The sequence below is a fragment of the Candidatus Sarcina troglodytae genome, from assembly GCF_015708635.1.
In the GTDB taxonomy this organism is placed as follows: domain Bacteria; phylum Bacillota; class Clostridia; order Clostridiales; family Clostridiaceae; genus Sarcina; species Sarcina ventriculi.
The window spans coordinates 292,240-306,878 of record NZ_CP051754.1 but is presented as its reverse complement, the minus strand read 5'-3'; the positions used below and the strand labels follow the sequence as shown (position 1 = coordinate 306,878).

The 14,639-nt window shown below is 26.9% G+C and carries 10 protein-coding genes and 1 riboswitch; of the genes, 5 read left to right on the top strand and 5 right to left on the bottom strand.

Annotated elements, in window-relative coordinates:
• Position 1 precedes the first annotated feature (1 nt).
• Positions 2-586, top strand: coding sequence for an exosortase family protein XrtG (gene xrtG, locus HH195_RS12700; protein ID WP_196371299.1), 585 nt, complete (start codon positions 2-4; stop codon positions 584-586).
• On the top strand, positions 580-1,905 hold the full coding sequence (locus tag HH195_RS01335; protein ID WP_196371298.1) for a TIGR03111 family XrtG-associated glycosyltransferase: 1,326 nt from the start codon (positions 580-582) through the stop codon (positions 1,903-1,905). Before xrtG ends, HH195_RS01335 begins: the two co-directional genes overlap by 7 nt.
• Positions 1,906-1,996: 91 nt before the next feature.
• Here HH195_RS01335 and HH195_RS01330 read toward each other — a convergent pair whose 3' ends face one another.
• Both HH195_RS01330 and HH195_RS01325 read right to left on the bottom strand, forming a co-directional pair.
• The gene (locus tag HH195_RS01330) at positions 1,997-2,446 is read right to left on the bottom strand and encodes an S-ribosylhomocysteine lyase (RefSeq protein ID WP_196371297.1); all 450 of its coding nucleotides are present in this window, start codon (positions 2,444-2,446) and stop codon (positions 1,997-1,999) included.
• Between the two features lie 179 nt (positions 2,447-2,625).
• The gene (locus HH195_RS01325) at positions 2,626-3,189 is read right to left on the bottom strand and encodes a nitroreductase family protein (protein ID WP_196371296.1); all 564 of its coding nucleotides are present in this window, start codon (positions 3,187-3,189) and stop codon (positions 2,626-2,628) included.
• Positions 3,190-3,636: 447 nt separating this feature from the next.
• Between HH195_RS01325 and HH195_RS01320 the strand changes: the two genes are divergently transcribed.
• Entirely contained in the window at positions 3,637-5,469 is a 1,833-nt protein-coding gene (locus HH195_RS01320) for an APC family permease (RefSeq protein WP_196371295.1), read from the top strand.
• 83 nt (positions 5,470-5,552) lie between these two features.
• Positions 5,553-5,724, top strand: a riboswitch (Lysine riboswitch).
• Between the two features lie 116 nt (positions 5,725-5,840).
• The gene (locus HH195_RS01315; protein ID WP_196371294.1) at positions 5,841-7,283 is read left to right on the top strand and encodes an amino acid permease; all 1,443 of its coding nucleotides are present in this window, start codon (positions 5,841-5,843) and stop codon (positions 7,281-7,283) included.
• Positions 7,284-7,503: 220 nt separating this feature from the next.
• On the opposite strand, the gene HH195_RS01310 is transcribed toward HH195_RS01315, so the two are convergent.
• Complete coding sequence (locus tag HH195_RS01310) at positions 7,504-7,725, bottom strand: hypothetical protein (RefSeq protein ID WP_055259703.1); 222 nt, start codon at positions 7,723-7,725, stop codon at positions 7,504-7,506.
• Positions 7,726-8,625: 900 nt separating this feature from the next.
• Between HH195_RS01310 and HH195_RS01305 the strand changes: the two genes are divergently transcribed.
• The gene (locus HH195_RS01305) at positions 8,626-9,651 is read left to right on the top strand and encodes a HoxN/HupN/NixA family nickel/cobalt transporter (RefSeq protein WP_196371293.1); all 1,026 of its coding nucleotides are present in this window, start codon (positions 8,626-8,628) and stop codon (positions 9,649-9,651) included.
• A 361-nt stretch (positions 9,652-10,012) separates the two neighbouring features.
• On the opposite strand, the gene HH195_RS01300 is transcribed toward HH195_RS01305, so the two are convergent.
• Both HH195_RS01300 and HH195_RS01295 read right to left on the bottom strand, forming a co-directional pair.
• A complete protein-coding gene (locus HH195_RS01300) occupies positions 10,013-12,325 on the bottom strand; it encodes a YhgE/Pip domain-containing protein (RefSeq protein WP_196371292.1) in 2,313 nt (770 codons plus the stop codon).
• Between the two features lie 27 nt (positions 12,326-12,352).
• Complete coding sequence (locus tag HH195_RS01295) at positions 12,353-14,503, bottom strand: YhgE/Pip domain-containing protein (protein ID WP_196371291.1); 2,151 nt, start codon at positions 14,501-14,503, stop codon at positions 12,353-12,355.
• Positions 14,504-14,639: the final 136 nt, after the last annotated feature.

The window sequence follows — 14,639 nt, the reverse complement described above, 5'->3', positions numbered from 1 at the left end:
TATGATTTTTTGTACTTTATTTGTAGTTTCGATGATAATTTGGATATTCTTTGTTAAAATGTTCCATGATTTAAAAATGACAGCTTTTAAATTTTATTTTGGATCTATCGGTCTATTTTTTATACTGTTATTCTTTTTTAGAATTTACTTAGAGCAAGGCTTTAAAATATTGTTATTCTATTCGTTATTATTTTTAAGTAATTTAACTCATATTTTTTATTTGAATAATTTATCTGATGTGATTGTTAACGTTAATAATTTAACATATAGTGTAAACTTTTCTCTTCAAGCATCAACATTTATTAGTATGACAGTATTTACATCACTAATATGTTTCTTCCCTTTATTAGCCCTAAAAAAAAGAATCTATTTATTTTTCCTAGGAAATATATTAATATTCTTAATAAATATTTTGAAATCTTTTACTGTAATTTCATTAATAAAATTATTTTCCACCTATTCCTTAGTAATTGATTTTGATGTTATAGGAAAACTTATATTTTTCGTTTTAGTTATAATGTTGTACTATTTTATATTCACTAAGGCACAAATAAAAAATCAAAAAGTAGGTGAATTATTATGTTAAATACAGTTTATTTTTATTTAATTTTTTGGTGTGTATGGCTTCTAATTCCTCTTGTGGTAGATGGAATTCCAGGTTTTTTTATTGCATTTAATTTATTTACCTCACAGTTTAAAATAAAAAAAGAAAAAATACTAAAATCTTATCCAACAATTTCTGTTATAATACCAGTTTACAACTCAGCTGATACTTTAGAAGCCTGTATAAAATCTGTTGTGAAACAAAAATATCCTAAAAATAAAATAGAAATATTTTTAATAGATAATGGTTCATCAGATAACTCATATGAAGTATTTCGTAAAATACATAACAATTATTCAAATAGCCAAATGTGGTGGCTAACTTCTGGTAGCGGTAAAGTAAACGCTCTTAATAAAGGTTTATATTTATCTAAAGGAGATTATTTAATTAATATAGATTCTGATGGAATATTGCATGAAGATGCTATTTTTAACATGATTTACGATTTTGAACAAGACCATAGTATATCTGCTATGACAGGAGCTATTCTTATAAATAAAGATACTATGACAAAAGATAATAATAAAAAATTTCTTAAACTTATTCAAAAATGTGAGTTGTATGAGTATTTAGAAGCTTTCCTAGTTGGAAGAGCTTACGAATCTAAAAGAAATAATATGTTTACTTTAGCTGGAGCTTTTTCAGGTTTTAGAAGATCTGCAATAGTTAAAACTCATCTTTATAATGCAGAAACCCTTGGAGAAGATACTGCCATGACATTTGAAATAAAAACTTCTTTAAATGGTAAAGTAAAACTATGTCCTACTGCCTATTTCTTTACAGATTCCATAGAAAGCATAGACAAACTTTATCTACAAAGACAAAGATGGCAATGTGGTGAACTTGAAGTTGCTGCTTTATTTAAAAAACAAAATTTAAGTAAAAAATTAAGAAGAATGATTACTGTTACTTTAATTAAAGACCATACATTTTTATTCTCTAGAATGATTTGGTTTTTTGCAAATATATATTTAATTGCAAGTTCTTATCCACTTTACATAATATTAATATCAAATTTATTACTATATTTTATGTATTCACTTATATCCGTTTGTAACTTTATAGTTATAAAAAAATATTTAAAAAATCTAAAGGGGTATAAATCTTATTACAACAGAAACTTCTTTATAGCATTCCTAATGCCTTTATATAGAATGTTTACATTCTTTATCAGAGCTTTAGGTGCAATAAATGCTATGGATAATGAATCAAATTGGAACAGAAAAAGCTTTAAAACTGAAAAAGATGAAGTATCTCAATACATAAAATCATTAATTAATAAAATAGGCAAAGTTAACTAAAGCTAAAATATTAATATTAAGCTTATAAATATATAAGTTCATAATAGTATAAAATCATATGAAATTCTTCCATATGATTTTATACTATTATTTATCTGTATATATTATCACTTATACCATGTTGCAAAACTTCTTTTATATATTCTTTAGCTGCAAATAAAGAATGGTCTCTATAATTTCCACATTCTTTTGCTGTAGTTGCTGGGATAATATCTTGTTCTAAAATTTTATTAAGGGCATAGTTTAATGTATCAATTACAGTATCAACGCAAACATCACCCCATGCTATCATATAAAATCCAGTTCTACATCCCATAGGAGATATATCAATAATACCATCCATTTTTTCTCTCATAAAGGTAGCTAAAAAATGTTCTATTGTGTGAATTGCACCTGTGGGCATTTCTTTTTCGTTAGGTTGTAAAAATCTTAAATCAAATTTAGTAATTTTTGCTCCATTTCTTTCATCTTCCCCCGCTTTTCTAACATATGGAGCCTTAACTTTTGTATGGTCTAACTCAAAACTCTCTACTTTAATCATAAAATTTCCCCTCCTCAAATTTATATTTTAAGTAAATACACCTTAATATTATATTTATTTTTAATTTTTGTAAATATAATTTATTCTCAAAAAAAGAAGTTATATCATCAATTAAAAATTTAATGATATAACTTCTTTTTCTATATTTTTAAATTTAATAATTCTATGAAACAAACACATTATTTTATGTACTGAACTGTATTTTCTCTCCTAGCAGGTGCATTATTCATTCTAACTTCCTTATAACCTAAAGCTATTGCATAATATGGTTTAAATCCTTGTGGTACTTGTAATTTATTTTCATATTTTTTAAATATAACTTCATTATTAAATAATAATCCTACTAGCCCATTCCAACAAACTCCTATATCTAAACTTTCAGCAGCTATTAACATATTTTGAGTAGCAGCTGCACAATCAACTTCTGGCATTGCATTTTCTTCTTTTCCTGAAATTATAATAATTGTTGGTGCATCATAAAAAATATTAAAATCCTTATTCACAGCTATTTTCTTAATCATTTCATTTGGAATATCTTTAGCACTTTCTTTAGTAGCATCACTTAGCTCTTTAATAAGTTCTTCATTTTGAACAACCGTAAAATTCCATGATTGTTGATTGTGAGCACTTGGAGCATATAAACCAGCATCTATTATTTGTTTTAACTCTTCATCTTTTATTTGCTCTGATTTAAATTTTCTTGTCGTTCTTCTTTGTCTTATAACACTTAATGTTTGATTCATTTTTAACCCTCCAATATTATTCGTTCTTGTACGATTATATTAGCAAAAATATATTATTATGTCAATCAATTAAAATAATGCTACTTAACTACTAATGATATTATTAATTTTACTTTTTTATTATTAGTATCATTTATATTTTTAATGATTCAAATATAGACTATAAATAATTTTTATAGTAGTATATTGATAGAATATTGTCGAAATATAGCTTTATCTATATTTTACAAATAAAGTAATTTTATTTTCGCAGCTTAAATTAAACAATATCACATTTACCTTTTTAATTTAAATAATAATTTTAAACTGTTATGAAAATAATAAATTATAAGAAAGAGAGGTGACCGTTGCAAAAACTATTAATCTATAAAAAATTTAATTTTAAATATTCTTAAATCTTCTAAAATAAAAATTTATAGATTTTTATAGATTTTGATAACGCTACTTATGAATTTTTCAAAATTATTTATTGGAAAAGCCTTAAAAACAGAAGAGCTTAAAGGTGAAAAATTAAATGCTTTTTGGGGTCTCCCTATTATGGCAAGTGATGCTATCTCATCAGTTGCTTATGCGGGATCAGCTATTTTATTAATTTTAATACCTGTTCTCGGTGCCGCTTCTTACAAATATATGTTTTTATCTGCTATATGTATAGTAATTTTAATGGCAACACTAATTTTTTCATATAAGCAAGTTATAGATTCTTACCCAAATGGTGGTGGCGCTTATATTGTTGCTCGTGAAAACTTAGGTGCTAAATATGGACTTATAGCAACATCTGCACTTACTATAGATTATATTTTAACAGTAGCCGTTAGTACTTCCTCTGGAACTGCTGCCATAATATCAGCTTTTCCACAACTATCTGAATTTAAAGTTCCTTTAACTTTGGCTTTAATAGCACTAATAACCATTGGAAACCTTAGAGGTATTAGAGAATCTTCTAAATCATTTGGAGTTCCTACTTATCTTTTTTGTTTAGGTATAATAATCATGATTATAGTAGGAATTATTAAAGTTTATGTTTTTGGTTATGTTCCAACACCAATATATTCCATCCCTAAACAAGTTGGTAATATATCATTAATATTATTCTTACAAGCATTTGCTTCAGGATGTACTGCACTAACAGGAATTGAAGCTGTAAGTAACGGGGTTCCAAGCTTTAGAGCACCCGCTCAAAAAAATGCTATTAAAGTATTGTTTGCTCTTGGTATTTTAATACTTATAATTTTTGGAGGACTTTCTTATTTATCAACACTTTATCATGCTGTCCCTGGGAACTCACAAACCATGATATCACAAATTGCAACACAAATATTTGGAAGAGGAATAATGTATTATTTCATTCAAATTACAACAGCTTTAATACTTATTTTAGCTGCAAATACTGCATTTACAGGGCTTCCTGTATTATTTTCAATCATGGCTCAAGACGGTTATGTTCCAAGACAATTATCTAAAAGAGGAAAACGACTTAGCTTTTCAAACGGTATAGTATTATTATTTATAACTGCATCTATTTTAATTATCGTATTTGATGGAGATACAGATAGATTGCTTCCTCTTTATGCAGTAGGAGTTTTTATTTCCTTTACTTTAGCTCAAACTGGAATGCTATTTAAATGGAATAGAGAAAGACCTAAAAATTGGAAATTCAAAGCTTTAATAAATGGTATAGGTGCTATTTTATCTTTATCAACAACTATTATAATAAGTGCGACTAAATTCATTCATGGGGCTTGGATTGTATTTTTACTTATACCACTTTTTACTTATATAATGCTAAAAATCAAAAAACATTATAATACTGTTGCTAAAGAATTAAAATTTAATATTAACGATAACACTAAAGAAGAATTTAATTTCGCTAAACAAAAAGTTATAGTTCCTATAAACACCCTAAATAAGAGTTTTTTAAAGGCTTATGATTATGCAAATACAATAACTGATGATATAATACTTTTTCATATATCATCTAATGATGAACAAACAGAATGTCTTATTAACAAATGGAAGAAATACAGCGGAAAGACTAATATTTCTGTTATAAAATCCCCTTATAGAGAATTTTATAAACCATTTTTAAGGTTTATACAATCAATAGAGCAGGAATCTGAACCAAATACAATAATAACAATCGTTCTTCCTGAATTTGTTACAACAAAATGGTGGAGCAAAATTTTACATAACCAAACATCATTTATATTAAGAACAATGCTTCTTAAAAAGAATAATATTGTTGTTATTTCAGTTCCTTATCTTATTGGAAATAATTAAAATACAGTATTTTAGTTGTACCCTTAATAAAAAACTTGATAATTTTAATATTATATGTAATAATTATTTTTGCAAAAGTTAATAACTAAGATAGAGGTGCAAAATTTAAGAGTACTGTTATGGAGGTAAGCTCAATGAAGTAATAGAAAAGGAAATTTTGCCGAAGTTAATAGTGGAAGCTTTAAAGCTATTAGCTGGTTTTGTATAAAATATATACACGACTGTCACATTTTTTTGTGGAGAGCTATTATTCAATAAATTATAATGGTATTTTAACAATGCCTTTGTATGCCATGAGTATTTGCTCATGGCATTTTTTATTTTGAAAAATTATCTTAGTTAAAGAATACATAAAAACTAAGGAGAAAATTATGAGTGAAAAAAATGGAGATTTAAAAAGATCTCTAAAAGCAAGACATCTTAATATGATTGCTCTAGGTGGAGCAATTGGAACTGGTATTTTCCTTGCAATGGGAGATACAATTCAACAAGTTGGCCCTGGTGGCGCTTTCTTAGCTTATGCATTAATTGGAGTTATGGTGTATTTCATAATGACAAGTCTTGGAGAACTTGCTACATTTATTCCTATATCAGGTTCCTTTGGTACATACGCAACTAAATTTATTGACCCAGCTCTTGGCTTTGCTCTTGGATGGAACTATTGGTACAACTGGGCAGTCACTATTGCAACTGAAATGGTAGCTGGTTCACTTGTTATGCATTTTTGGTTTCCAAACGTAAAACCTGTTTACTGGAGTATGTTATTTTTAGGAATTATCGTACTACTTAATATCTTATCTGCTAGAGCCTATGGAGAAGCAGAATTTTGGTTTTCTTTAGTTAAAGTCGTAACTGTTATAATATTCTTAGCAGTAGGTGTACTTACAATATTAGGTATATTTGATGGGAATTTTATAGGACTTAAAAACTTCACAGCAGATGGTGGCCCTTTCATAGGTAATGGTTTTTCATTCTTCTCAGTATTCCTAGTTGCAGGATTTGCATTCCAAGGAACAGAGCTTGTTGGTGTTGCAGCAGGTGAAAGTGATAATCCAGGAAAAACAATACCTAAGGCTATAAATCAAGTTTTCTGGAGAATATTAATATTCTATTTAGGAACAATTCTTGTAATAGGTGCTATAATCCCAGCTGCCCAAGCTGGAGTAAGTACAAGTGTATTTACATTAGTATTTGAAAAAGCTGGTCTTGCAGCTGCAGCTGCCGTTATGAATGCTGTTATTTTAACAGCTGTTTTATCTGCAGGTAACTCAGGAATGTATGCATCAAGTAGAATGCTTTACTCTATGGCTAAAGAAGGCATGGCTCCAAAGACATTTGGTAAAGTTACCAAAAAAGGAGTTCCATTAAACGCTATAATATTAACTACAATTGTTGCATCACTTTGCTTCTTAACAGGAATATTTGCTCAAAATACAGTATATATTTGGCTTGTAGATGCATCTGGTCTCGCTGGATTTATAGCATGGCTTGGAATATCTCTATGTCATTATAGATTTAGAAAAGCTTATGTTGCACAAGGATATGATGTTAAAAAATTAAAATATAGAGCTAAACTATTCCCAATAGGACCAATAATAGCTCTTACAATGTGTGGACTTATCGTTATCTTCCAAGGATTTGGAGATTCAACATGGCAAACTCTTGTAGCAGCTTATATAGGTATCCCTTTATTTTTAGCATTTTACATTGGATATAAAATAAAATATAAAACTAAAATATTAAAATTACATGAAGTAGATTTGGAATTTTCTGAAACAAATCCAGATATATCAGCATATAAAAAAGATTCTTAAACAAAAAGCTATGCATCTTTGCATGGCTTTTTTATTTATAGATATCATTATGTAAAAAGAATATATATTATGTTAATATAAAATTTCTTATATTATTTTGATATATTACTTTCCACTTAATCTCATTTTAATTACCTGAACTATAATTATTATGACAGCTACTATGCATACTATTATAAACATATTTGAATTATTCATTTAAATTCCTCCATTAATATATCTAGTTTCTTTTAGAATTATTTAGTGAAGTTATTAAGGTAATTACTACTACCGCCAAGACAGCAACAGCACCAGCATATTCATTAACTAAAAATAATAGTATAACAGCTAACCACATAAATTTTCTTCTACGCCCTGCAGCTAATTTTCCATTTTTAAAAAAATCAATTATCAAATAAATTACTATTGCGACTACTATAATCCCTATAGCTACTGTTAGCATCTAAATCATCACCCACATTTTTAAATATTTTATTATAATTTTTACAGCAAGATAGATTAATAACTTAACTTTATAATCACTTCTTAATAATTAATATACCATTTATAAGATAACGCTAGCAATCATTAATTTACTATTATATTTAATTTATAAACAAAAATAAAAAAATAATAAATTTTAAAAAATAAATATAAATTTATTTTCTTTTGAAAATACTATATCAATTAAAATGCTAATATTAATTGATATAAATTATTAAACTAATAACTTTATTTTCTTTTATATAATTAATTCTATTTATAAATAGATAATTTTTTTGAAAATCATTTTTAATTAAAAATATACTTTTCTTTTTTATAAAAATATTGTATCATATAATTGTTCTTAGATTATGATTTATTACAGTATTTATGTAAATATTGTTTATTACTTGCTTAATAAAAAATGGATCAACAATGTTGATTCATTTTTTATTTTTATATATTTTATTATCAATTAATACATCACTATCAATTAAATTTTTTTAATTTTTAAATAAATTTTTGTAATTAATTAATGTCTAATAAGTAATTCTTTATCAATTATAAATGTATTATCAAATGAAAAATATCTTAATAAATTTTCTATATTTATCCAATAAAATTAATTTTAATTTAATTTTTTGTTAATAATCAGTTACATTTTCGCAAATGTTATTAACTTATTGTTAACAATATCTTATTTGCAAAAAAAACACTATAAAATGTGTATAATTCTTCATAGGTGATAAATTTATTTAAAAAAGCATACAAATCACCTATAAGAAATTACATATTTTAAATCACCATATAACTACTTCAATATATTGTATATCTAAGAACATTAAATACATATATTAAATTTGTGAAAGGACTGATTTTTATGCGTAATAGTAGCGCAAACTGGAAAGTAGACGCAATGAAGTATGGAATCTTTATAATTATTATATTTATTTGCGGATTTTCATTTTTATCATCTGGTGTTTTTAAATTTCCAACTCTTCTTGGAATGGCTGTTATTTCTTTAACCTTTGGACTTGCTCATGCATTTGATTGCGATCACATAGCATGTATTGATAATATGACTAGAAAATTAGTTCAAAGAGGAGGTAAAACTAGAGGTGCTGGTTTTTTCTTTTCGCTTGGTCATTCAACAGTAGTTATTCTTATGGGATTTGCAACAATTTTTGCAGTTAATTGGGCAAAAGATGCACTTCCTAAATTTCAAACAATCGGAGGAGTTTTAGGTACTCTTATTTCAGCAACCTTTTTAATTCTTCTTGCTATCGCTAACTTTTTTATTTTAAAAGATATGCTAAAAACATTCAAAATGATGAGAAACGGTACATATACTGAAGAAAGCCTTGAAAGACCAAATAAAGGACGTGTAAATCGTTCTATTAATCGTCTACTTAACATTGCTGATAAAAATTGGCACATTTATCTTATAGGATTTTTATTTGGACTTGGCTTTGATACAGCGACTCAAATAGCAGTACTTGCTACATCTGCAACTGCAACTGCACAAGGAATACCTTGGATTGCTGTAATCTCTTTTCCTATTTTATTTACTGCTGGCATGTGTCTTATGGATACATTAGATGGCTTCTTCATGTCTACAGCATATCAATGGGTACTTACATCACCATTAAAAAAAATATATTATAATATAACTATAACATCCCTTTCTATATTAGCTGCTGGAATTATAGGTGTTATAGAAATTGGACAATTTTTTGCTATGGAAAGTGGCTTAGATTCTGGTTTCTGGGGTTGGCTACAAAACTTAGATTTTGGTATAATGGGATTTATTTTAGTTGGATTATTTATATTAGTTTGGGTTGTTTCCATGATTTGTTGGAAAATATTTAACTTTGAGGAAAAGAAAAATTCTATAATAAAAAAATAAATATTGCAGTAAAATAGTCACTACTGTGTTAGTGGCTTTAAATTAGGTAAAAAACAAGGTATCCATTTAGCTGAACTACTTTTTAACACCTAAAAATAATCAATAAAGATTACATATATTAAAACTTTTATATCTGAAATTAATAAATAAATTGACATAATTGGATTATGGTTATAATATAAAAAAGATGTTTTTTATTATAGAGGAGGAAATATATCTATGGAATTCCTAGGATATGCAACTTTATTTTCTCCCATTATTTTAATCATTCTTATAATTATAGTCTCTTTTTTACGATTCTTTAAATAATAATGCAAACAAAGCACCAAGAACTATTTCCTGGTGCTTTTTATAAACATTTCTATAACCCTGATTCCTTAAACTTCTTACTCATGGATTCTGTTACATGATGAAATGGTTTCTTTAATAATGATAAAACTAAAAATACTATTAAAAAGCATATTAATATTAAAACATCATGCCTAACATTACTCCAAGAAACTCCAGCAATTCCTTGTCTAAATCCATCTATAGCATAAGTAAAAGGCCATATTGGTTGTAAAATTTGAAAGAATTTTGGATTTGTTTGTATTGGGTATATTCCTCCTGAACCTGCAATCTGGAATACCATTATAAGAACACACATTGCCTTTCCTATATTTCCAAAAAGCGATACTAAAGTAAATATTATAATCGTAAATGTTATTGAACTTAAAAATGCAAAACCTAACATAACTAACATGTTTAACGGTTCAATTCCTAACACTAGTTTATCTCCTAATGTAACTATTGTGGTTTGTATAAGTGATAAAAATATAAACAAAAGCATTTTCCCAAAATGTTGTTCAATTAATCCTACCTTTTTACCTTTTTCTAACTCTTCTTCACACTCAACAGTTAAAAGAGATGTTAAAAGGAGAGCTCCAACCCAAATAGCAAGAACAGTATAAAAAGGTGTAAGTCCTTTTCCAAAAGTATCTGAGTTATATATTTCCTCTTGCTCCACATTTATTGGAGAAGATAAAAAGTTTGAAACATCATCTGTATTTCTTTGAAGAAGATTTACAGCACTATTTAATGTATCATTATTTAAAATGCTTAACTTATCATTTAAAGTACTTAAACTTCCTGAAAAACTTGCAAGTTTAGAATTAACCTGATTAGCTGTATCTAATGCTTGACCACTAATTTCTATTCCTGTATTAGATAATTCTTTAATAACAGGTACAATTTGATATGAATTAGCAATAATAGAATCCGCATTATTTATTTTGCTATTTAAATTAGTTGCCAAATTATTTATTTCTGGAAGCAACGTACTTGAAAAATTATTTGATATATTTCCTAATGTGCTTGATGCACCATTTAATATAGTTAATACATTGTTTAAAGCTGTATCTACACCACTTAAATCAATAACTGTTCCAGTTTCATTTGAACTATTACCATCATTTATTATTGAATCACTTGGAACTTGAGTACTACTAAGCGTTTCATCAACTAAAAGTTGCTCACCTTGCACACTTTCCTCATTTCCTATCTTTTTACTAGTTATAACATCTGGTATAGCATTTACTTTATCTTTTAAAGAATTTAATGATGATATTGCATTATTTATAGTTGAACTTAATTTATTTAATGATTCTATTTGTGCAGTTATTTTATCACTTGGAACTATATTATTTATTACCTTTAATGTTTTAATAGCTTTTCCTACATAGTTATTTGCATTCTCTAAAGAATTATTCATTTTATTTATAAGAACTAATGCAGTAGCTTTATTTCCATTAACATCATAATCAATGGCTTTTAATTCATTTACAAAAGATATTGTTTGTGATATAGCATTTTGAATACCATTTATATTATTTTCAACATTTTGACCTAAACTATTTAAAGTATTAGTTGTAGATGCAACTAATATCTTGCTAGAGTTTGCTACATTTTGCAAACTATTTAAGCCATTTGTAATTGATGAAGTATCTTTTTTAACAAGACCTAAATAATCAGAAAAATTTTGTGCATCAGAACCCACATTATTCATATAATCTTTTATATTATTTATTGAGGAACTAGCTGTTAACATATCATCTTTAAATTGAATAAGCCCAACTTCATTTTCTTTAAGCTTATCTCCAACCTCATTTAATGTACTTCCTGCGGCATCTGTTATAGCAGATCTCATACTACTTTTAATTTCTTCTGTAAGCTTTGTTGTAGCCACATCAGTAATTTTTGTAGCAATAGCATTGGCTTTTTGATTTACTAGATATATTATATCTGGTTTTTCAGCCCCAATATTTTGTGTATTAGTTATAAGAGATGAAAAATTATCTGGTATTTCTATCATAGCATAATATTCACCAGTCTTTACTCCCTCTTGACCTTGTTCATCTGTGACAAATTTCCAAGCTATATCTTTATTGTCTTTAAGTTTATCTATTATCTCATCACCTATATTTATCTCCTTACCATTTATAACTGCTCCTTTATCTTCATTTACAACTGCAACAGGTAAATTCCCTGTATTAGAATAAGGATCCCAAGTAGCCTTTAAATTTATCCATGCGTAAAGAGATGGTATTACACAAATACCAATAATTATTATAAGTGCTGCTTTATTTTTAGATATATTTTTTAAATCTCTAAAAAATATTTTAAAAATATTTTTCATAATGCCCTCCTTTCCTAAACTAAACTTTTATTCTCCAACTCCAGATTTTTTAAATTCCTCTTCAAACTTTTCAACCTTCTTGTTCAAAAGATTTTTAAGGAAAAATCCTGCAAGAATAAATATTATCGCCATTATTACAAGAATTTCAATATCTTTAATTACACTGCTTAATAATGGACCTGCAATTGCTTCTCTGAATCCACCAACTGCATAAGTAAATGGAAAGAACGGTTGTAGTATTTGAAAAATTTTCGGTACAACTTGTATTGGATAAGTTCCTCCAGAACCTGCAAGTTGCAATACCATCAACACTATACAAATAGCTTTTCCTATGTTTCCAAAAACAGAAACAAAAGTAAATACTATTATAGTAAATGTAACTGCCGACAATACACTAAATAATATCATAAGCGGGAAATTAACTGTATATACGCCTAGAATGTATTTATCTCCAAGGCAAACTATAAGCCCCTGTAAAGCTCCTAATATTACAAAGAACATCATTTTACCAAAATGTTTTTGTCTAACAGATATTTTTTCGCTTCCTTCAAAATCTTTAGATTTAGTTGACAACAATGATGTTAATAACAATGCACCAACCCATAAAGCCAAAACAGTATATATAGGAGCCATTGCGCTACCATAATTAGGTACAGCATAAAGCACCTGTTCATCTATATTAAATGGACTAGAAGCAAAACTTCCAACAACTTTGGGATTGCTTTGTAATATACTTACTATTTGAGATAAATCATTATCATTAACTTTTTCTAATTGAGTAGCTAAATTAGCTATTGGCTCCTTATATTCATTTAATTTAGAAATAAGTTCGCTTGACATATTACTTGCCATATTTGTTCCAGTTGTTGCAGTATTTAAAATAGTATTTATTTGACCTATTAACCCTTTAGAAGTTCCAATAATTTTAGTTGCATCATTTGTTGCACTTAAAATTTCATTTCCTATATTATTAAGCTCTGGCATAGTTACATTATTAACTGTATTTACTATATTATTTATTTGTGTTTTTGCACTATTTCCATTATCAATTAATGTGTTTATCACAGTATTACTTAACTCTTGCCCTGAACCTATAATATTTTTAGCATTTTCTAATGCTGTTTTTTGTGTATCTAAAAAGTTTTGTAATGTTTTTAAATCATTTATCGCACTATCTAGCTTAGAATTATTAAATCCTTCTAAAAAGCTTATATTAGCATTAATTAACGTATTTATAGTTGTAATTTTGTTTATAGCTTCATTTATTGTATTTAACTTATCTTCAGAATTTCCATTATTAGAAACTAAATTTTTTAAATTATCTAATAAGCCACTTACACTACCAATCTCACTTTGAATTGTTGTATAATTTGTTTTCAATGTGTTATATGATGTATCTACACTACTTTTAGCGCTAGAAACAAAATCCTGAGTATTTATATTAATATTACTCAAAGAATTAATTCCTTGTGATATTGTTGGAATTTCTCCCTTTAATAATCCTAAAGTCGTATTTAAGCTATTTGAATTGCTATTAATATTTTTTAAAGCATCCTCTATACTATTCATATTATTATTCAAATATATAATTGCAGATTTTATCTTTAATATATTATCTCTTTGAGAATTAAGATTATCACCATATCCATTAACTTTTGAGAACATAGTTTCACTTACACTCTCTATAAAACTAGATGAAATCTCATTAACTAAATTGCTTTGAGCAACTTCTGTTATTTTACCTGCCACAGGACTTTCTTTAGTATTTACTTTATAAATAATGTCTGGCTTTACAGGATTATCAGACGTTACACTAGCTAAATCCTCTGAAAAATCTTTAGGTATTTCTATTTCTGCGTAATATTTACCGCTTAAAAGTCCATTTTGAGCTTCTTGCTCATCAACAAACCTCCAACCAATTTTATCATTACCTTTTAGCTTATCAACCACATCATTCCCTAAATTAATATCTTTACCATCCAAAGTAGCTCCAGTATCATTATTTACAACTGCTACACAAACATCACTTGTGTTTCCATAAGGATTCCAAACAGCCGCAATATTAACCCAAGCGTAAAAAGAGGGCAATATACAAAGTCCTGCTACAATTAATATCGCTACAGAATTTTTTATTAATGCACCTAAATCTCTTTTTAATACTTTAAAACAATTTTTCATTAGTCACCTCCATGTCTAAACTCTTTAGTACAAATATTATATAAAAATTATTCTATCATTGTAAAATAAATAGTACAAATACATTATAGAACAAATATTTCTAGAATATTTAATATTTTTTCATAAATCAACATAT

Excerpts from the sequence above, each read along its gene's own strand:
- xrtG (WP_196371299.1), top strand. The coding sequence starts at position 2 with ATGATTTTTTGTACTTTATTTGTAGTTTCGATGATAATTTGGATATTC.
- HH195_RS01335 (WP_196371298.1), top strand. The coding sequence starts at position 580 with ATGTTAAATACAGTTTATTTTTATTTAATTTTTTGGTGTGTATGGCTT.
- HH195_RS01330 (WP_196371297.1), bottom strand. The coding sequence starts at position 2,446 with ATGATTAAAGTAGAGAGTTTTGAGTTAGACCATACAAAAGTTAAGGCT.
- HH195_RS01325 (WP_196371296.1), bottom strand. The coding sequence starts at position 3,189 with ATGAATCAAACATTAAGTGTTATAAGACAAAGAAGAACGACAAGAAAA.
- HH195_RS01320 (WP_196371295.1), top strand. The coding sequence starts at position 3,637 with ATGAATTTTTCAAAATTATTTATTGGAAAAGCCTTAAAAACAGAAGAG.
- HH195_RS01315 (WP_196371294.1), top strand. The coding sequence starts at position 5,841 with ATGAGTGAAAAAAATGGAGATTTAAAAAGATCTCTAAAAGCAAGACAT.
- HH195_RS01310 (WP_055259703.1), bottom strand. The coding sequence starts at position 7,725 with ATGCTAACAGTAGCTATAGGGATTATAGTAGTCGCAATAGTAATTTAT.
- HH195_RS01305 (WP_196371293.1), top strand. The coding sequence starts at position 8,626 with ATGCGTAATAGTAGCGCAAACTGGAAAGTAGACGCAATGAAGTATGGA.
- HH195_RS01300 (WP_196371292.1), bottom strand. The coding sequence starts at position 12,325 with ATGAAAAATATTTTTAAAATATTTTTTAGAGATTTAAAAAATATATCT.
- HH195_RS01295 (WP_196371291.1), bottom strand. The coding sequence starts at position 14,503 with ATGAAAAATTGTTTTAAAGTATTAAAAAGAGATTTAGGTGCATTAATA.